We start from the raw sequence: 17,376 nt of genomic DNA on the forward strand, positions 1-17,376 counted from the left end.
CCGCGTTCAGGAACGGATCGTCGGGCGACTCGGAGCGTGGCTTGAGAAATGCAGTTCGGCAAGCAGCACCCGTAGCGAGAAACCGCTAGAGCGAGGCTCAGACGGCGAGGCGTCTGCTCAACGCAGACCACATACATCAGACGCCTAATCGCCGCTGTCGCCCCCCTGAGCGCCGTTCCGTGCGTCCGAATGGATGATGCTGCACTGCCTTGCATTTCGGAGCCGGTGAAAGTTTGAGGGCCATGTAGGTGTCCGCTTGCAGCAGCCTAGCATCCTTGACGCGAGCGGCCGATATTGGCCGTAAGCGGAATGGCCGCTTCGGAGGAGGTGTGCTCGAAAAGCGGACAGGCTCCTACCGACCCAAGCCGGTCGGGCAGGCTCGTGTGACAGCCGCCGGAAAGCGGACCGCGGTATCTTTCGCCACGGATGGCAGCGATTGTGCCCATGCGATAGAGGGTGCTTTTGCAGGCGGCTTGCATTTTGGTCCCCTGGGCGGACGAGAACTTCATCGGGGAGGCGTGCTCGAACCGCCTCGGCTGGCTGTCTTGGCTTCGGCGGTCACCTGCCATGCCTCTTCAGCCACGCTTCCATGTCGGAGATCTCCGTGACCTGGTCGGCAATGATTTTCTTGGCCATCGCCCTGGTGGCGGGATCCCTGGCATGCTTCAGGGCGACCCTCGCCATGGCGACCGCGCCTTTGTGATGCGGGATCATGTGGGCGTAGAAGTCGACGTCGGGGTCGCCGATATAGGGAATGTCCATATCCTTCATCATCGCCGTGTCGGCGGCCTTGAATTCTCTGGTCGAGGCGTCGTCTTTCGCGTCTGACTTCGTCGAGCCCATCTCCATGCCGACCATTGAGCCGTGACCGTTCACGCCCTGCGCGAGGACTGGGCTAGCCACCCCGGTCCACAGCAGAGCGACAGCGAGAAGTGCGGGGTTGTGGGTCATGAGTTTTCCTCTCCGGGGTAGGAGCCACTCGAACTTACCGCTGTCGGTCGCGCCTTCCGGGCTGGCGAGTTGCACCGCGTCGTTCGAGCTGTCGCCAAGTGCGCGGCATCGCCGGTTGCGTGGCTGCCGTCGGCCGGGTCCAGGGGCGCTTGAATGGGCCTGCCGCGTATTTCGAAGATGGGGCGTATTGACGTCGGTCGTCGCAAACGGCTTCCAATCCTCAATTAACAAAAGCGATGAATTCGGATTGCAGAGTTTTGTCGATCCTGTCCGTATTAGACGCAAGATGCTGAAAAACTGAATTTTAATTGCCGGACCAAAGCTGGTTCTCAAGGTGCGTAGCGCGTAAAGACAAAATCATGGTCTGACGATACGCGAGCATGGCATGGCGCGCAGGTAATCATTAGCTCTTCGCTCCGGTTGGGCTTGCCACCTTCGAATTGGCCGTACCCCCATCCGCCCGTATCGGCGAATTTCTTAGAGTCCTTGACGCTGAATTGCACGTTCGTCGGGGAGCCGGGAACGAACGATTGCGTTTGGCCGAAAACCGCGTCGTTTTCGGCGGACGACACATACTCCCACGCCAACCGCGCGATGATGGCGCCATCCGGGAATGGGCGCGTCCCTTCCCGATATGCCTTGACCGCGATGTCGTTTCCAAGAACGGCACGAATGTCGTTGAGCTTACCCGCTTCGTGCGCCACGCTGATCAATTGCCAATTGCGGTACCCTGCAGGAAGTCTGATGCCGAAGATCGGAGCAGCATCGTCATCAGCACTTCCAGCCGCCAATGGAAGAAAGACCATGACGCAGCCGCCCATGATGTATGCACCGAGGCGAAGAAATGCCGTTCTCATGGTGTTCTCCCCCTGAACCCTATGCTGAACTATTTCTCGATTGACGCCGCTCCGGCGGTTGACGTCAGATCCGTGTGGCGGAGTCTTGAGGCCGCCATGCTCGACCTAAAGCGCTCCACGTGGTTTCGCCGGGTCGGTTCCGGAAGCCTGAAGCACGCAGGCCTCCACCAGCCGCGAGAGAGCCTCCGCGGCACGCCTCGGATTGCCGTCGGTCAAGCAGTGACGCTCCGCCAGCCACAGGGGGTCGTCGTAACCGACCCAAGTCCGATCCGCCGGATCACACCACACGAGGGCGCGTAAAGGCAGGTCAACGCCGATGGTCTGGTTTGCCTGCATCAGAGGCGTTCCGCCTTCCGCCCTGCCGAACACCAGCAATTGCGTCGGCCGCAGATTGAGCCCCGCCTGGGCCGCCGCGGCCGCATGATCCAGTCGGAGGAACACCGTCAGGCCGCGCTCCGCCACGGCGCCGACAAGGTTGTCCATGGTCTCGCCGGGCTGGAACCGGCTCTCATGCTCGATAAAACCGGCCGTCATGGGCGAGGCTCCCTGTCCCAGCGGGCCGCCACCTCGTCCATTTTGGCGGCCAGCTCGCTTGGGGTCAGGATGCTCTTCGCGAACAAAATATTGGCGAACGCGGCGATCCACCGCTCGTAGTAGCTGAGCGCACCGACCATCTCGGCTCCAAGCGCCTCGACACCCCTACGCTTCTCCTCGGTGTTGAGAATCTTGTAGAAGTCGAGCACGTCGGCGAGGGCGTGACACCGCTTCTCCCAAGGCTCAAGTTCGTGTTCGACCCGCTGGATGTGCCCACCGTCCAGGCCTCCGATGTCGTTCGGCAGCCGCTTCAGCAGCATCTCGGTCTGGGTCATCGGTCGGCTCCAGCAATTGGAAGCTTGACGGGCGCGACGCCGATCATCGTGTCGCGCGTGACAAGGGCAGCCAGTTCCTCCTCGCCCCAGCCTTCCGTTTCTGCCGGTCGCCGCGGCAGGACGAGGTAGCGGACCATCGCGGTCGAGTCGCTCACCCGGATCTCGACGTCGTCAGGGATGATGGTGCCGAACTCTGCCAAAACCGCGCGCGGCTCGCTCACGGCACGGGACCGGAAAGGTTTCAGCTTGTACCAGTCGGGTGGAAGTCCAAGAACGGGCCGAGGATAGCACGAACACAGCGTGCAGACGATCAGGTTATGCACCTGGTCGGTGTTCTCCAGCACGATAAGCCCGGTGTCGTCGTAGAAGCTGATTCCGAGCTCCTCGCAGGCGGCTCGGCCGTCGGCGAGGAGACGTTCCTTGAAGTCGGGGTCGACCCAAGCCCGCGCGACAACCTTGGCGCCGAGAGCGGGGGTGCGCGAGTCCAGGACTTCGATCTGTCTCCGGATCTCGTCCGCGCCGATGAGGCGATGCTCGATCAGGAGTTCCCGCACCGCGGTCTCCATAATCTCGTAGTAGCCGGGTCGTCCCGTGTGGACGATCTCCGAATGGGGGTGATCATGCCCGTGATGATCAACGTTCGGATCCCCGTGCGCGCTCATTCCCCCATCCTCTCAAGCCAGGTCTCGAACACTTCGATGTGCAGGCTGTCGCGCGACGAAGCCGCATAATCGGGCCAGAGCTGCGCCATCGCGAAGGCGACGCGGTAGTAGTGCAGCCTCGAACCGGCGTTGCGCCCGTACGCTTCCTCCTCGTTGTCGATGCCGGCCGGTTCGATGACCTTCTCGATCACACCTTCACGACCACGCAGGTACAGCGGCACGCGATAGTGCCCGACCGGAGAGCGCTTCGCGATCCTGACACCCTCGCCAACCTTGAAGCTGGGCGTCTCACCCAAAGCCCATACGATGCTCTGGTCCCGCTCAGTAGCTGTCATCCCTGGCGTCCGCTCGGTCGGCATCTTCTGAAAGGTAGCGGTAGCCAGCGCCGTCCCGCTCGGCGAAACCCACGCCGGGATAGGGCCAGTGATAGCCTAGAAGCATCGCGTGCTCGCTCGCCGCGCGGTCCAGCAGGCGTTCGCGGCTGGCGATGGCCTGCCCGTCGTCGGCGTCGAAGCCGAACGTCCACCTGGGATTTGGGAAGAACACGGATGGCGTCGTGACGACGTCGCCGGCGATTATCAGCCCGTCTCCTCCGGCCACCTCGAAGGAGAGGTGGCCCGGCGTGTGACCCGGGGTCGCCATGGCTCGGATCCCGGAAATCACCTCGTCTCCGGGGCGCACCATCGTAACCCGGTCGCGTACGGCTGCGTACTGGCGACGGGCCCCGATCGCGAACGGCCGCTGAGCGTCAGGAAGCTTCGTCCAGACGTCGTCGTGGTTCCAGAAGTCCCACTCGGTCGCGCCGGCATAGTAGGTGGCATTGGGGAAGCGCAGAGCACCGTCTGCCAGGACGGTCCCCCAGATGTGATCCGGGTGACCGTGGGTGAGGACCACCTTCGTAATGCTGCCGGCGTCGATGCCCGAGGCCGCGAGGTGCCGAGAGAGTTGCCCGAGACCCGGCTGGAACCCCACTCCGCCGGTATCGAACAGGATCAGCTCCTCACCGGTGCGGACTAGGGGGATGTTGGCCGCCGGCTCGTAGATTTCCGAGCGGATACCGGCGCCCTCCAATGCCGCGCTTCGGTCTGCCGCCGGCGCTTCAGGGGCCAGCAGTGTCGTAGGCAGTACCAGATGCCCATCGCTGAGGACCGTGACTTCGTAGGAGCCATGCCTGAAACGATAAGGCGCTCGCCTCGCCACTTCCGAGTGAGCGCGCTGTTCGGGAGTAACTGCGGAGTGCACGGACCGGCCGTCCGTAGTGTCCTCCTGCCCAGTCATACCGCGGTCCCCGATCCCGGGCCACGAACGTGGCTGGCGCTGGCTCCGGGCGATCCAGGCTGCCTTGTTCGACCCTGCGCCTCGGCACAGATCCGGTCGCGGAGCTCCGGGTCGTCGGCAATCTCAGCGCTGGTAAAGCGCGGCGTGATGTGTTGCGGGCAGTTCCAATCGAACGCCTCGACCCTGATCAGAAATGCACGTTCGATCACGGCCCGGTAGCCAGGCGGCGCGAGACGGTCGACCTGTTCGGAAAAGTCGGTCCTCTCGACGCCCCGCATGCGGCCGAACAGTTTCAGGCGGCGCCGGCTTGGATAGTCCATTAGGAACAGCGAGACACGGTCGTCGACGGCGACATTTCCGGTCGTCACGTACTGCCGATTGCCACGGTAATCGGCGAACCCCAGGTCAGCCTCGCCGAGGACCCTCAGAAAGCCCGGCGGACCGCCGCGGAACTGCACGTAAGGCCAGCCGGTCTGCGAGACTGTCGCGATGTAGAAGCCGTCGCGTGCCGCGATGAACGCGCGCTCGCCGGGACCGAGCCGCGCGCCGGGCTCATCGAGCGCGTCGTACCGCGCGTAGAGATTTCGGCTTCCCTGCGCCTCTTGAACCGCTTTCACCGACTGCGTGAAGGCGATATCGGAGTACCTGCGGCCCATATTGCCTCCTCCCCGTCAAATCGTCCTCGCTTGGATCCTCTGGCGCTGTCGCCGACTCGGATTTCAATTTGGCCGTACTCGCTCAGACACCTTCGTGAACGAGGCGGGTGAATAGCGTTGGCGTGATGACGAATTGGCCCCAGACTTCGTCGAAGGCTGCCGTGGGTCTCGCCGCCACGATTTCTTCCAGTGATCTTCCCTGCGCCTTCAGTGCGGCGACCTTCTCCCGCACCGTGACGAGCATGTCGTGGAACCGCTGCAGCCCCGCGCGGTCGCTGACTGGAAAGCCGTGGCCGGGGATGACGATGGTGCTTTCGGTCGCCTGGGCAAGATTGGCTTCCGCAGCACGGATGCTCCCGTCGATGCTACCGCCGGTCGAATAGTCGATGAAGGGGTAGACACCGTTCCAGTACGTGTCGGCGACATGCAGGACCTCGGGCTCCTCGAAGTGAACCGAGATGTCGCTGTCCGTGTGGGCGGGCCCATAGTAGCGCAATGCCAGCGTGGTACCGTCGAGGCTCAGGCGGTGATCTGTTGCGAACACCTCGGTCGGCAGTGCCGCTTCCGGAAGCTGCACGAAGTCGTAGTCCCAGTCCTCGACGCGCTGCGTGGTCGAGAGGTGCCGGCGCGTGTTCTCATGGGCGATGATTGTCGGGGACAGCTCGTGCAGCCAAGCGTTCCCGTCGGCGTGATCGAAGTGCCAATGCGTGTTGATCAGATGCGTGACCGGTTCGGGGCCGAGCGTCGCGAGCGCTGAGGCGACCTGCGGGCGCGACACGGCGATGCCGGCGTCGACGAGAATCTTACCGGCGCGGCCCGCCAGAACCGCGATGTTGCCGCCAGATCCTTCCAAGACCGCGATGTTGCCGCGGAGATGGTGGACCTTGATGGCAGCCTTCGCCGCCTCGAACTTGATCGTCTCGACGATACCGCGCGCTTTAGCGAAGGATTGTCTCGGGGAGAGCCACGTTCCGTTCGCCCCGAATGTCGTATCCGGCGTGCCACAGAGGCAGAGGCCTCTGTGGGAGAGCTGAAACTGAGATGACGGCATCACACGGCTCTCCTTCTGGCGGGCGGGCCGCTATGACGCCGACAGGAAGTCGCGAAAATCCGCGTTAACGCGGTCCTTGTGGGTGGTGCACAATCCGTGTGGGGCGCCCTCGTAGACCAGGAGCTTCGCATCCTTGATCATCTTCGAGGACCGTCGCGCCGAGGCATCAATCGGCACGATCTGATCGTCGTCGCCATGAAGTACCAGCGTCGGAACATCGAAGCGAGTGAGATCTTGCGTAAGGTCCGTCTCTGAGAACGCCCTGATGCAGAAGTACGAAGCGGGGAAGCCTGGCATCATGCCCTGCAGCCAGAACGCCTCACGCACGCCCTCCGAAATGGCTGCACCGGGGCGGTTGTAGCCGTAGAATGGCATGCTCAGATCCTTCCAGAACTGCGACCGGTCGACCTGCACAGCGGAGCGGAGGACGTCGAACGCCTCGATGGGCGTCCCGTCTGGATTGTCGACGCTCCTGAGCATCATTGGCGGGATGGCGCCGATCAGAACGGCCTTCGCGACCCGCTCCGTGCCGTGCCTGCCGATGTAGCGGGCGACTTCGCCCCCTCCCGTCGAGTGGCCGACATGCATGACCTCCCGAAGGTCGAGAGCCCTGACCAGCGCGGCTAGGTCGTCCGCGTAGGTATCGAGGTCGTTGCCGGTCCAGGGTTGGCTGGAGCGGCCGTGCCCCCGCCTGTCATGCGCGATGCAGCGGTACCCCTGGCTGGCGAGGAAGAACATCTGATCCTCGAAGGCGTCGGCGCTGAGAGGCCAGCCGTGGCTGAAGACCACGGGTTGCCCCTCGCCCCAGTCCTTGAAGTAGATCTCGGTGCCGTCTTCGACCTTGATCGTTCCCATGCGCCGCCCCCTCGCGTGCCAACTGCACCTCAGCGGCCGGCGACGTTACGGTCGAGGAAGTCCCGAATCATGGGCGCCATGACGTCGAGTTTGTCTTCAAGGGCGAAATGCCCGGTATCCAGCAGATGCAGCTCGGCGTCGGGCAGGTCTCGCAGATACGGGTGTGCGCCGTCGGCCGGGAAGATTGTATCGTTCCGGCCCCAGACGATCAGCGTCGGCGGCTTGCGCTCGCGGAAGAAGGCCTGGAATTGCGGGTAGAGTGGTACGTTGGTGCCGTAGTCGCGGAAGAGGTCGAGCTGAATATCCTTGTTGCCCGGCCTGTCGAGAAGCACCTGATCGTGCAGCCAGTTGTCCGGATCGATCCGGGTCACGTCGGCGACGCCGTCGACGTACTGAAACTTCGTCGTTTCCGGCGCGACGAGGAAGGCGAGAGCGTCACGCCGTTCCGGGGTATCCTCGCGCCAGTAGGCCTTGATCGGATCCCAGAATTCCTTCAGCCCCTCCTCGTAAGCGTTGCCGTTCTGGACGACCAGCGCGTTGACACGTTCGGGATGCTTGAGGGCGAGCCGATAGCCGACCGGGGCACCGTAATCCATCACGTACATCGCGTAACGGCCCGCCCCCAGTTGGGAGAGAAGCCCATCGACGAGGTCGGCGTAGTGCGCGAACGTGTATGCGAACGTCCGATGATCAGGAGCATCGCTGCCGCCGAAGCCCGGATAGTCTGGTGCGATGACGCGGTAGCGGTTCGCGAGGAGCGGGATCAGGTTGCGAAACATGTGTGACGAGGTCGGGAAGCCGTGCAACAGCAACACGACCGGTGCGCCCGCCGGGCCGGCTTCTCGGTAGAAGACGTTCACGTCGTCGACCTTGGCGGTGCGGTAATGGGTGACCGGAATGCTGGCGGGATCAGTCACGTAGCCACCTTCGCATCGAACCACTCAATCGAAGTTAGCGTATTGTGATCGACCGCAGAATGCCTAAGCTGCGAAATCCTTGATTTCGCGGGGCGGAACAATGATTGACCGTCTCGATGCAATGCGGGTGTTCGTCACCGCCCTGGACGAAGGCAGCCTCGCCTCCGCCGGCCGACGCCTCAATCGCTCGCCGGCGGCCGTGACGCGGGCCATCGCCGCCCTTGAGAGTCACGTCGGAGTTCAGCTCCTGCACCGGACGACCCGACGGCTGCAGTTGACCGAGGCTGGCAAGCAGTACGCCGCCGTCTGCCGCAGGGTGCTGACGGACTTAGGTGAAGCCGACCTCGCCGTTGCCGGACATCGGGCTGCCCCGCAGGGCGTCCTGACCGTCACCGCCCCCGTGATGTTCGGGACACGTGTCCTGCGCCCGGTCGTGGGTGAGTTCCTAAAGGCATATCCCGCGATGCAGGTCCGATACCTGCTGCTCAATCGGATGACGAGCCTCCTCGATGAGGGCATCGACGTCGCGCTCCGGATCGCCCCGCTGCAGGATTCCAACTTGATAGCGATACGCATCGGCGAGGTGCGCCGCGTTCTGTGTGCATCGCCCGACTACCTGGCTGGCCGGCCGCCGATCATGTCCCTATCCGATCTGGCGCAGCACGACGCTATCGGCATCGAGCCCACGAGCCCGGAGGATATATGGAGCTTCCCCCCCTTGGATGGAGGCAGGGTTTCCCGCACGGTCCGGGTCAAGCCGCGCCTGATGGTCAACACCGACGAGGCCGCCGTCAGCGCGGCGGTCGACGGTGAGGGCATCGCCCGGATCTTCTCCTACAAGATCCAGCAGGAAGTCTTCGGCGGCAGCTTGGTCGTCCTACTTCCCGAGGACGAGCCGCCTCCCGTGCCCGTACATCTGGTCACGCTACCTGATCGGCTGTCGCTCGCTAAAGTGCGGACCTTCATGGACTTCGCCGCCGTTCGCCTCAGGGCCGACTTCGACCGCACCCCGCCGCAACCCGAGGACCGACGTTCCTCCCGGGAACGGCTCGACGCCGAGGTCTCGCGCCAGCGATTGACGCCGAACCGGAATGGCGCCGGCCGGCTATCGGGAAGTCCGTGACCGGTCGATGCGTGGATTTTGCGGCGTGCCGCCCATTCACCGCCTCAATCGCGGGTCGTCCTGATTGACGCGGCTGCGCAGCGTGAAGACCCCGCTTCCGGACAGGATGGCACTCCGGGCGAGGAGACGGCCGCTCTGCCAGTTCGACAGCCCGAGCTCGGGCTGGTTTAGGGCATATTGCCCGTCGACCCATCGGGTGAACCCGTCGCTTACGAAGGGCGCGTTCACCGTGTCATAGAAGCGCCGATGCGCCTCCGGGTCCCGACTGATCAACGATGCGGCGAAACGCGGGCTGTGGCGATTAAACAGCGCGACCGCGTGATCGAGATCATCCACGATCTTCAGGCTGACCTCGGGCGTGTCTTCCCATTCCCACTCGTAGCCGAGATCGTCCTCGGATTGGATCTCCGTCAGCGGTTCGGTGCGTTCGCCTTCGGCGCGCCGGACCCGGACGGCGGCGCTGCGCCAGGCGTCCGGCAGGACGGTCTCGTCGCCTGCCACCACATGAAGCTTGCACCCGAAGCCGCGTGCGCGGCCGGCGGCGTCCAGGGCCGACAGGAAAACCGGCACGAGATCCGCCACCCGGGCGCGATGGATGCAGCACACGTTCAGCGTGTTGCAGACCTTTCGGTCCAACGAGGCTTCGACAGCCGCGGAGAAGCGCTCCGCGTCCGCATCGCGGTCGGCCACCATCCACGCTCCGCCGGTTCCGTGCAGGCTGACCGCCGTGCCGGCCTGCCGGGCGACGCTCCCGAGCTGAGCCACCGCCCGACCCGACCCACGTGCTACCGCCAGCGAGAGCCGGCGGTCCGCAAAGAGCGCCCAACCGGTCGACCGTTCCGGGCTCTCGACGAGCGAGATGGCTCCGGGTGGTAAGCCGGCCTCATCGAGCGCGGGCACGAGGGCGTGCCGCATGATGGCCTGTGCGGTGCCGAGTGCGTCGCTGCCGATGCGGAAGACGGCCGTGTTGCCGCTGCGCAGGACGCCTGCTGCATCGGCGAGCACGTTCGGGCGTCCCTCGAAGACGAAGCCGACTACCCCGAGCGGTGCCGCCACCTGCTCGATGGTCCAGCCGGTATGGACGATGCGTTCGACGACCCGACCGCGCAGCGTCTCGCTGTCACGCCACGCCCGCAGGCCCGCGACCATGTCCTGCCGCATCCGGTCGGTGGCGACGAGCCGGGTCGTCGAACGGCCACCGCCCTGGGCGCGCTCGACATCCTGCCGGTTCGCCTCGGCGATGGCACTCCAAGCCGAAGGGTCTTCGAGGAGCGCGGCGAAACGGTCGAAGAACCGCTCGATTGCCTGATCCGGAATGGCCGACATCGCCATGAAGGCGGCATGCGCACGGTCCACTGCGGCGGCGGCCAATGCGATCTGAGCCGCGGGGATATGCAGGAGGTCTCCGGTCTCCTGCAGGACCAGCAGATGGTCGCCGGGCTGAAAGGCAGCCGCAAGCTCCGGCGTGACCACGGTCACGCGGTCCCCGCCGAAAGGCACAGGCGTTCCCGATACGAGGCGCTCGATGGTGGTCGTCATGGGAGCGGGCATAGGGCGATCTCGGTGTGGAAACCAAGCCGTGTCGTCGTGGAAAACGACCACCCAATAGAGCGGTGTGGCCACGGTGGGCGCGCCAAGGGCCTCTCTTCCGATCCGAGGGGATCCGGCCGACGGGATGAGCACGGCGCCGGCCTCACCTTCCCTGGAAGGCGGTGACCCAACTGCAGCAAACGTCTCGCCGAGACCCGCGCGCTCATGGCTTTGACCGGCGAGATTGCTGACGGGACGCGCCTTTGGCGCGAGCCGCAATCGAGCGTCCCGCTTCGTCGCGACCGGACTGTTCGAGACCCGTGATCAGGATATCGACTAGACGCATGGCCGACTGCTTCCGGTCCGGGCCGGAGCTGATGTTGGCTACGCTGGCCACCGCCCGCAGCAGGTCGAGCGGCTCCATGCCGAGTTGGATCTCGCCCGCGGCGACCGCGCGGTCGCACAACATGGCCATGGACTGCTTAATCTGGGCGCCGGACGCGGCATACAGGCCGGCCGGTCCGTCCGTCATCGCATTGAGGGCCTCCGACATGCCTTGCTTAGTCGCCATGTAGTCGACGAACACCAGCATCCATTCCCGCAAGGCCTCAGTCGGGGAACGGGTGGCTGTGAGCCGCTCCGCGGCCTCGGCGAGATGGGCTGTCTCATTCCTGTAGACCGCCTCGATCAGGGCGTCGCGGGTCGGGAAGTGGCGGTAGAGCGTGCCGACACCCACGCCTGCCGCGCGCGCGATCTCCTCCAGGCCTGCGGACGCGCCCTTCTCGGCGAAGGTCGCCTTGGCCGTGTCGAGTAGCCGGGCGCGATTGCGCTGGGCGTCGGCACGCGGCCTGCGGGCTGGCGGACGAGGCTCCTCTTCGTCCACGGGCGAACCCCTCTTGCTAAACGGAGGATCCCTCCGTATTTAAACGGAGGGATCCTCCTCTTACCGATTTAAATGCCGGCGAACAATGGCTTCGCGGGCGACGGGCGAGGTGTGTCCACCGGCAAGGAGAGCAACATGGCCGCATCATTCGGGGCGACCTCGACCACCGACGAGGTGCTCGCGGGCGTCGAACTCAACGGAAAGCGCGTGCTCGTCACCGGCGTGTCGGCGGGGCTTGGCGTGGAGACGGCCCGCGCCCTCGCCGCGCACGGGGCGCAGGTCGTCGGTACGGCGCGGGATCTCGCCAAGGCCGAGGCGGCGACTGCCATAGTCCGCGAACAGGCAGCGCATGGCGGAAGTCTCGAACTGGTCGCGCTCGACCTCGCCTCGCTGGCGAGCGTGCGTGCCTGCGCCGACGCGCTGCTGGCGGACGGCAGACCGTTCGACGTCGTCATCGCCAACGCTGGCGTCATGGCCACGCCGCTGGGTCGAACGGCCGACGGTTTCGAGACGCAGTTCGGCACGAACCATCTCGGCCACTTCGTCCTCGTGAACCGGATCGCGTCCTCGATCCGGGACGGCGGTCGGCTGGTCATGGTCGCCTCGGCCGGTCATCGCTACGCGGAGCCGGATCTCGACGACCCGGGCTTCGAGCACGCGCCCTACGACCCGATGGTCGCGTACGGGCGCTCGAAGACGGCCAACATCCAGTTCGCCGTGGAGTTCGACCGGCGGCACAGGACGCGCGGCGTGCGGGCGACGGCCCTGCACCCCGGCGGCATCCAGACCGAGCTCGGCCGGCATGTAGGCCAGGGCGCCGTCGCCCAGTCGGTCGAGCGGATCAACGCCGACCTCGCTGCGGCCGGCAAGCCGGCTTTTGCGTGGAAGACCATCCCCCAAGGGGCTGCCACGTCGGTTTGGGCGGCCTTCGTGGCGTCGGCGGAGGCAGTCGGCGGCCGCTATTGCGAGAACTGCCACGTGTCCGAGATCACCGACGGGCTGATCACCCCCGTCAGCGAGGGCGTGCGCTCCTACGCGCTGGATCCCGAACGCTCGCGCGCGCTCTGGGCGAGGAGCGAGGACTTGGTGGACGAGCGTTTCTGACATTGCAACTAGGCAACTTCGAGCCAGACCTAGCCGAAGATCGGATGTCCGCATTGCTGCGCTTACCGCTCAAAAGCAGACCGTCTTAATCCTGAAGAGTTTCGGGCGCCGTGAGGCGTACGAAAGTCGTGGATGAACGAACCCGCGGGATGGCGGTCACTGAGCTATGGGGATTTGGGCTGAGCGTGGCCCCCGTTGGGGTAGCTACAACGGGTCGGCTCCGGTGTTTGCGGGCCTGAAGGCTCCCGGACTGCCTGGTTACGAGGGCCCGGTGAGGCGGACCCGAGGTCGACGACCTCGTTGGCCAAGCTGATCCCTGCGGTCGGCACAAGCTGAGGCCCGCCCCGAAGTGCACCTCTTCGGGTCTTTGGCGGCGTCAGGCCATGCCGGGTCATGGCGAACCTGCCCGGTTCGACGTGGAGCGGAACGGCGGCCCACGGGGCTGATACCAGCCCGCGAAGGAGCCGACGATCGTCATGGGACCGCCGCAGCAGGGGCAAGGCTGCCGGGCGGGGACGTCGCTATTCTGCGGATCGGGTGCGTCGGTGGTGGGCCGGGGCGGGGTCGGGACGCCGAGGATCGCGCGGATGTGGGCCAGGCCGGCCGTCCGGTTCGAGCCCGTGAGGAAGCCGTAGTGCCGGATGCGGTGGAAGCCGCGCGGCAGGACATGGAGCAGGAAGCGCCGGATGAACTCCTTGGCCGACAGGGTCATGATCCGCGGCCGTCCGGTCTCGTCGCGCCGGTAGTCCTTGACGCGGAAGCTGACGCTCGCGCCGTCGAAGGCGAGGATGCGTCGGCTGGAGATGGCGACGCGGTGGGTGTAGCGCGCCAGATAGGCGAGCACCGCCTTCGGTCCGGCAAACGGCGGCTTGGCGTAGACCACCCAACGCTTCCGCCGTACCGAGGCGAGCGCGCGGGCGAAGGCCCTGGGATCCGAGAGCGGGGCCAGGGTGCCGAAGAAGGCGAGCGTCCCGGCCTGATGGAGGGCGGTGAGCCCTTCGAGGAACAGGCGGCGGAACAGCAGACCCAGGACCCGCACCGGCAGGAGGAAGCCGGGGCGCGCGGCGATCCAGCGGGTCCCGTCCGGGGAGAGGCCGCCGCCGGGGACGATCATGTGGACGTGCGGATGGTGGGTCATGGCCGAGCCCCAGCTGTGGAGCACGGCGGTGAGGCCGATGCGGGCCCCGAGATGCTTCGGGTCGCCGGCGATCCGCATCAGGGTGGTGCTCGCCGCCCGGAACAGCAAGTCGTAGACGGCGGCCTTGTTCTGGAAGGCAATGGCGGCGATCTCGGCCGGCAGGGTGAAGACGACGTGGAAGTAGCCGACCGGGAGGAGGTCGGCCTCGCGCGCGGCGAGCCAGTCGCGGGCCGCCGCGCCCTGGCACCGGGGGCAGTGCCGGTTGCGGCAGGAGTTGTAGGCGATGCGCAGGTGGCCGCACGCGTCGCAGCCCTCGACATGGCCGCCGAGGCTGGCCGTGCGGCAGCGCTCGATCGCAGCCATCACCTTCAGCGTGTCCAGGCTCAGATGGCCGGCCTGATCAACGCGATAGGCTGGGCCGGCGGCGCAGAAGACGTCGGCCAGTTCGATCGCGGCGACCGTCGCGGCGGGCATCGTCTCAGCCCGGCGCTGGCCCCTGTCTATGGAACAGGGCGAGCCTGTCGAGCGGGCTCGTCACGGCCCGCACCGTCCGGGTGGCGACCTTGGCGTAGAGGGCGGTCGTGTCGAGCCGGCTGTGCCCGAGCAGGACTTGGATGACGCGGATGTCGACGCCGTCCTCCAGGAGATGGGTGGCGAAGGAATGGCGCAGGGTATGGGGACCGACGCGCTTGGGGATCCCGGCCGCGCGCGCCGCCTCCACGACGACGCGGTGAAGCTGGCGCGTGCTGATCGGCCGTATCTGGTCCTGCCCGGGGAACAGCCAGCCCTGGCGCTGCAGGATGCCCTGCCGGTATCCCTCGACCCACCATCGCCTCAGCAGGTCCAGAAGATCGGCCGACAGCAGGGCGTTGCGGTCGCGCTCGCCCTTGCCGCGCTCGATCCGCAGGAGCATGCGGGTCGAGTCGATATCGCCGACCCTGAGCGCGGCGACTTCGGCCACGCGCAGTCCGGCGCCGTAGGCAACCGACAGGGCGGCGAGGTGCTTCAGGCAGACCGTGGCATCGAGCAGGCGCCCGACCTCGTCGGCGCTCAGCACGTAGGGCAGCGCGCGGGGATGCCGAAGGCGGACCAGCCTGCGGGCGAGATCGGGGCGGTTGAGCGTCTGGACGAAGAAGAAGCGCAGGGCGGAGACGATGGCGTTCATGGTCGGCACGCCGAGGCCAAGTTCCTGCTGGGCGATCTGAAAGCGGCGCAGGTCGTCGCCGGTCGCGGTATCGGGCGATCGCCGCAGGAAGGCGGCCAGCCGCCCGACGTCGCGGATGTAGTTGCGCTGCGTCTCCCGAGAGAACCGGCGCAGGGTCATGTCGTCGATCAGGCGCTGGCGCAACGAGCCGCCGGCAGCGGCGGGAACGGCGAGGACGGTCATGGGACGGCTCCGCTCGAAGGAAGGGAGCCGGGATCGTCCGCCCGGACCGGGCGGTCCTCAATCGACGCTCGGCGTTCGAGTCAATCCACCGACGTCGACGCTGCCACCCATCCCGCGCGAGCGGGTTCGTTCATCCAGCCATCTGAGACGTTCAGGCGGGCGCTTCGTGGTGGCAGTTGCTGGCCGAAAGCCGTCAGTCCGCTTCGGAGAACGTTCGCCGGAAAAGCGGACGGGCTCCAAGTCCGACACCTACCCGCATTTCTACGCGGATATGGAGATGTTCACGAACAAGATGCCCCGGACGGATCCGGCGATCTGGCTGCTCCAGTACGTCTCCTGGGAGGTCGCCACCAAGGTGAACAATTTTTGGATCGGCGTCGAAGTATGCCCTTCACAAAAGAGCTCCGAAATTGCTGATGTATTCATCAAATCTGAACCTTAGGTGGGATCAAAATTTCCATCAATCGTAACCCTATCTCCAAAGTAAGCAATTTCATAATTTTAATTATTTGAGTAGATTCAGAATTTGGCTATGCTTCGACGCCGATCCACAATCAGGATCTACGGGACGCAATTTTTTTGCAGGGGTGCGGCAGTAGCCGCTGTTCGGGCTATTGTCAGAATCGTGGGTTTCGTCAGTTCGGTGCGACAGGACCCAAGCCGGGAAATGGTGGTGTTAGCGATCCGACCCGAGAGTTTCTGACAATATGGTCGAAAGCGACACAAGCTGCGCCGCCTTGCGACACGACAGGCGTCTGCGGCTGCCGCTATGGTGCGTCGACCTGGGAGGCATATTCAATGCGGCGATCAATCCTGTTCCTCGCGGCTGGCCTGATGGCCAGCCGTCTGACTGGCGCGATTGCGGAGCCAGCGGGCGATGGTGTCGCCGACCTTGGCAGCTATGCCGCTCGCGTCGAGATCCATCCGATCGGGAGCCTGACCCTGAGCGACCGTCAGTTTCTGACCGGCACGTCGGACGGATCGAAGCCTGTCACGGTCACGGGGGTCCTCCGGATCGCTAAGGCGGGGACAGAGCGCCTACCGACCGTCGTCCTGATGCACGGCTCGGGGGGCTTAAGCGGTAACATCGAGTTCTGGCAGCGGGCGCTGGCCGAACGCGGTATCTCGACGTTCGCGCTCGACGGTTTCACGGGGCGCGGCCTGACCTCGGTCAACACCGATCAGAGCCTGCTGTCGCGCACGAACCTGATCCTCGACATCTACCGTGCGCTCGGCGTGCTCGCGAAGCATCCCCGGGTAGACCCAGCGCGGGTCGCCGTGATGGGGTTCTCACGCGGCGGACAGGCGGCGCTCTATGCCAGCCTCAAGCGCTTCGATACGGCCTGGAATCGCTCAGGGATCACGCCGGCGGTGTTCTTGCCGGTGTACCCGGACTGCTCGATCCGCTTTCAGGACGACGCCGCGACGGTCGGTCGGCCGATCCGGATGTTCGGCGGCAGCGGCGACGACTACAATCCCGTTGCGTCCTGCACCGCCTACACCGAGCGGCTCAAGGCGGCCGGGGCCAATGTCAGCCTGACGGTGTTCCCAGGGGCCCAGCACGTCTTCGACAACCCTGCGGGCCCGCCTCAGCCAACGGTGGCCAAGGGTGCGCAGACGGTCCGCGCCTGTTCGCTTCACGAGGCAACCGATGGGGCGATCGTCGAAGGGCCGAAAGACACGCCGTTCACCTATGCTGATCCGTGCGTGCAGCGGGATCCGCATATCGGGTCGGACGAGGCCGCCCGCGTCGCGACCCTCAAGGGCGTCACGGACGCACTCGGGGCCGCTTTCGAAGGGCGCTGAGATCCATCTGGGCGTCACGTAGCTTCGCGAGCCTGCTCCGCGGCGCGATCGATCGTGGCAACGACCTTGCTCAGCGCGAGGTGCTGGATCATGTGGGCCATGCTGTAGACGACGATGAGCTCGCTGCTCGGCAGTTCGCGGTGCAGCCGCTTCGACTGGCGGTCCACGTCAGTGACCTGGTCGTCACCGCCGACGATGATCACCACCGGGAGCGTCAGGTCGCGGTCGTGCTTTTCGAGCTCAACCGTCACCGGCATCATCAGGGCGGCATCTTCGGCTAAGGCGCACAGCCGCAGCCAGGGATTGGCA

At 65.5% G+C, this 17,376-nt stretch carries 19 protein-coding genes and 1 pseudogene; 4 read left to right on the top strand and 16 right to left on the bottom strand.

Features of this window, described 5'->3' with window-relative positions:
• Positions 1 to 558: 558 nt before the first annotated feature.
• The 11 genes from FV228_RS00330 to FV228_RS00380 all read right to left on the bottom strand — a co-directional run bounded on the left by FV228_RS00330 (position 559) and on the right by FV228_RS00380 (position 8,096).
• Positions 559 to 951 carry a DUF305 domain-containing protein gene (locus FV228_RS00330; RefSeq protein WP_147852762.1) on the bottom strand — a complete coding sequence of 131 codons (393 nt, stop codon included), beginning with the start codon at positions 949 to 951 and terminating at the stop codon, positions 559 to 561.
• A 329-nt stretch (positions 952 to 1,280) separates the two neighbouring features.
• On the bottom strand, positions 1,281 to 1,808 hold the full coding sequence (locus FV228_RS00335; protein WP_147852763.1) for a cytochrome P460 family protein: 528 nt from the start codon (positions 1,806 to 1,808) through the stop codon (positions 1,281 to 1,283).
• 105 nt (positions 1,809 to 1,913) lie between these two features.
• Positions 1,914 to 2,291, bottom strand: a complete 378-nt coding sequence (locus tag FV228_RS00340) for a DUF302 domain-containing protein (RefSeq protein WP_246693772.1) — start codon at positions 2,289 to 2,291, stop codon at positions 1,914 to 1,916.
• Between the two features lie 47 nt (positions 2,292 to 2,338).
• A complete protein-coding gene (locus FV228_RS00345) occupies positions 2,339 to 2,677 on the bottom strand; it encodes an SH3-like domain-containing protein (protein ID WP_147852765.1) in 339 nt (112 codons plus the stop codon).
• A complete protein-coding gene (gene nthA / locus FV228_RS00350; RefSeq protein ID WP_147852766.1) occupies positions 2,674 to 3,339 on the bottom strand; it encodes a nitrile hydratase subunit alpha in 666 nt (221 codons plus the stop codon). The genes FV228_RS00345 and nthA overlap by 4 nt, the downstream gene beginning before the upstream one ends.
• A complete protein-coding gene (locus FV228_RS00355; RefSeq protein WP_147852767.1) occupies positions 3,336 to 3,674 on the bottom strand; it encodes an SH3-like domain-containing protein in 339 nt (112 codons plus the stop codon). Before FV228_RS00355 ends, nthA begins: the two co-directional genes overlap by 4 nt.
• Positions 3,661 to 4,410: an MBL fold metallo-hydrolase gene (locus FV228_RS00360; protein ID WP_187277570.1), complete on the bottom strand. Its 750-nt coding sequence runs from the start codon at positions 4,408 to 4,410 to the stop codon at positions 3,661 to 3,663. Before FV228_RS00360 ends, FV228_RS00355 begins: the two co-directional genes overlap by 14 nt.
• A 203-nt stretch (positions 4,411 to 4,613) precedes the next feature.
• Positions 4,614 to 5,273 (bottom strand): pyridoxamine 5'-phosphate oxidase family protein, encoded by a 660-nt coding sequence (locus FV228_RS00365; RefSeq protein ID WP_147852769.1) that lies wholly within the window; start codon positions 5,271 to 5,273, stop codon positions 4,614 to 4,616.
• Between the two features lie 82 nt (positions 5,274 to 5,355).
• Positions 5,356 to 6,324: an MBL fold metallo-hydrolase gene (locus FV228_RS00370; RefSeq protein ID WP_147852770.1), complete on the bottom strand. Its 969-nt coding sequence runs from the start codon at positions 6,322 to 6,324 to the stop codon at positions 5,356 to 5,358.
• A 30-nt stretch (positions 6,325 to 6,354) separates the two neighbouring features.
• On the bottom strand, positions 6,355 to 7,179 hold the full coding sequence (locus tag FV228_RS00375) for an alpha/beta hydrolase (protein WP_147852771.1): 825 nt from the start codon (positions 7,177 to 7,179) through the stop codon (positions 6,355 to 6,357).
• Between the two features lie 29 nt (positions 7,180 to 7,208).
• Positions 7,209 to 8,096, bottom strand: a complete 888-nt coding sequence (locus tag FV228_RS00380; protein WP_147852772.1) for an alpha/beta hydrolase — start codon at positions 8,094 to 8,096, stop codon at positions 7,209 to 7,211.
• 100 nt (positions 8,097 to 8,196) lie between these two features.
• On the opposite strand from FV228_RS00380, the gene FV228_RS00385 reads away from it, so the two are divergent.
• Positions 8,197 to 9,219, top strand: a complete 1,023-nt coding sequence (locus FV228_RS00385) for a LysR family transcriptional regulator (RefSeq protein ID WP_187277571.1) — start codon at positions 8,197 to 8,199, stop codon at positions 9,217 to 9,219.
• A gap of 36 nt (positions 9,220 to 9,255) precedes the next feature.
• Here FV228_RS00385 and FV228_RS00390 read toward each other — a convergent pair whose 3' ends face one another.
• Positions 9,256 to 10,758 (bottom strand): aldehyde dehydrogenase family protein, encoded by a 1,503-nt coding sequence (locus tag FV228_RS00390; protein WP_147852773.1) that lies wholly within the window; start codon positions 10,756 to 10,758, stop codon positions 9,256 to 9,258.
• A 214-nt stretch (positions 10,759 to 10,972) separates the two neighbouring features.
• Entirely contained in the window at positions 10,973 to 11,632 is a 660-nt protein-coding gene (locus tag FV228_RS00395) for a TetR/AcrR family transcriptional regulator (protein WP_147852774.1), read from the bottom strand.
• Between the two features lie 135 nt (positions 11,633 to 11,767).
• Here FV228_RS00395 and FV228_RS00400 point away from each other — a divergent pair, with 135 nt between their 5' ends.
• Complete coding sequence (locus FV228_RS00400) at positions 11,768 to 12,736, top strand: SDR family NAD(P)-dependent oxidoreductase (protein ID WP_147852775.1); 969 nt, start codon at positions 11,768 to 11,770, stop codon at positions 12,734 to 12,736.
• A 391-nt stretch (positions 12,737 to 13,127) separates the two neighbouring features.
• Here the strand turns inward: FV228_RS00400 and FV228_RS00405 are convergent, their stop codons facing one another.
• Complete coding sequence (locus FV228_RS00405) at positions 13,128 to 14,348, bottom strand: IS91 family transposase (RefSeq protein WP_147852776.1); 1,221 nt, start codon at positions 14,346 to 14,348, stop codon at positions 13,128 to 13,130.
• Between the two features lie 4 nt (positions 14,349 to 14,352).
• Positions 14,353 to 15,261 carry a tyrosine-type recombinase/integrase gene (locus FV228_RS00410; RefSeq protein WP_147852777.1) on the bottom strand — a complete coding sequence of 303 codons (909 nt, stop codon included), beginning with the start codon at positions 15,259 to 15,261 and terminating at the stop codon, positions 14,353 to 14,355.
• Here FV228_RS00410 and FV228_RS00415 point away from each other — a divergent pair.
• Together FV228_RS00415 and FV228_RS00420 are read left to right on the top strand one after the other, a co-directional pair.
• The gene (locus FV228_RS00415) at positions 15,260 to 15,703 is read left to right on the top strand and encodes a hypothetical protein (RefSeq protein ID WP_147852778.1); all 444 of its coding nucleotides are present in this window, start codon (positions 15,260 to 15,262) and stop codon (positions 15,701 to 15,703) included. The genes FV228_RS00410 and FV228_RS00415 overlap by 2 nt on opposite strands.
• 392 nt (positions 15,704 to 16,095) lie before the next feature.
• Entirely contained in the window at positions 16,096 to 17,067 is a 972-nt protein-coding gene (locus tag FV228_RS00420; protein WP_246693773.1) for a dienelactone hydrolase family protein, read from the top strand.
• A gap of 14 nt (positions 17,068 to 17,081) precedes the next feature.
• Here FV228_RS00420 and FV228_RS00425 read toward each other — a convergent pair.
• A pseudogene (locus FV228_RS00425) lies at positions 17,082 to 17,360 on the bottom strand (alpha/beta hydrolase); the annotation flags it as partial.
• Positions 17,361 to 17,376 lie beyond the last annotated feature (16 nt).

Origin of the sequence: Methylobacterium sp. WL18 (assembly GCF_008040015.1) — a bacterium.
Classification (GTDB): domain Bacteria; phylum Pseudomonadota; class Alphaproteobacteria; order Rhizobiales; family Beijerinckiaceae; genus Methylobacterium; species Methylobacterium mesophilicum.

Coding starts and splice junctions, on each gene's coding strand:
- FV228_RS00330 (WP_147852762.1), bottom strand. CDS start 951: ATGACCCACAACCCCGCACTTCTCGCTGTCGCTCTGCTGTGGACCGGG.
- FV228_RS00335 (WP_147852763.1), bottom strand. CDS start 1,808: ATGAGAACGGCATTTCTTCGCCTCGGTGCATACATCATGGGCGGCTGC.
- FV228_RS00340 (WP_246693772.1), bottom strand. CDS start 2,291: ATGGACAACCTTGTCGGCGCCGTGGCGGAGCGCGGCCTGACGGTGTTC.
- FV228_RS00345 (WP_147852765.1), bottom strand. CDS start 2,677: ATGACCCAGACCGAGATGCTGCTGAAGCGGCTGCCGAACGACATCGGA.
- nthA (WP_147852766.1), bottom strand. CDS start 3,339: ATGAGCGCGCACGGGGATCCGAACGTTGATCATCACGGGCATGATCAC.
- FV228_RS00355 (WP_147852767.1), bottom strand. CDS start 3,674: ATGACAGCTACTGAGCGGGACCAGAGCATCGTATGGGCTTTGGGTGAG.
- FV228_RS00365 (WP_147852769.1), bottom strand. CDS start 5,273: ATGGGCCGCAGGTACTCCGATATCGCCTTCACGCAGTCGGTGAAAGCG.
- FV228_RS00370 (WP_147852770.1), bottom strand. CDS start 6,324: ATGCCGTCATCTCAGTTTCAGCTCTCCCACAGAGGCCTCTGCCTCTGT.
- FV228_RS00375 (WP_147852771.1), bottom strand. CDS start 7,179: ATGGGAACGATCAAGGTCGAAGACGGCACCGAGATCTACTTCAAGGAC.
- FV228_RS00385 (WP_187277571.1), top strand. CDS start 8,197: ATGATTGACCGTCTCGATGCAATGCGGGTGTTCGTCACCGCCCTGGAC.
- FV228_RS00390 (WP_147852773.1), bottom strand. CDS start 10,758: ATGACGACCACCATCGAGCGCCTCGTATCGGGAACGCCTGTGCCTTTC.
- FV228_RS00400 (WP_147852775.1), top strand. CDS start 11,768: ATGGCCGCATCATTCGGGGCGACCTCGACCACCGACGAGGTGCTCGCG.
- FV228_RS00405 (WP_147852776.1), bottom strand. CDS start 14,348: ATGCCCGCCGCGACGGTCGCCGCGATCGAACTGGCCGACGTCTTCTGC.
- FV228_RS00415 (WP_147852778.1), top strand. CDS start 15,260: ATGGGACGGCTCCGCTCGAAGGAAGGGAGCCGGGATCGTCCGCCCGGA.
- FV228_RS00410 (WP_147852777.1), bottom strand. CDS start 15,261: ATGACCGTCCTCGCCGTTCCCGCCGCTGCCGGCGGCTCGTTGCGCCAG.
- FV228_RS00420 (WP_246693773.1), top strand. CDS start 16,096: ATGGCCAGCCGTCTGACTGGCGCGATTGCGGAGCCAGCGGGCGATGGT.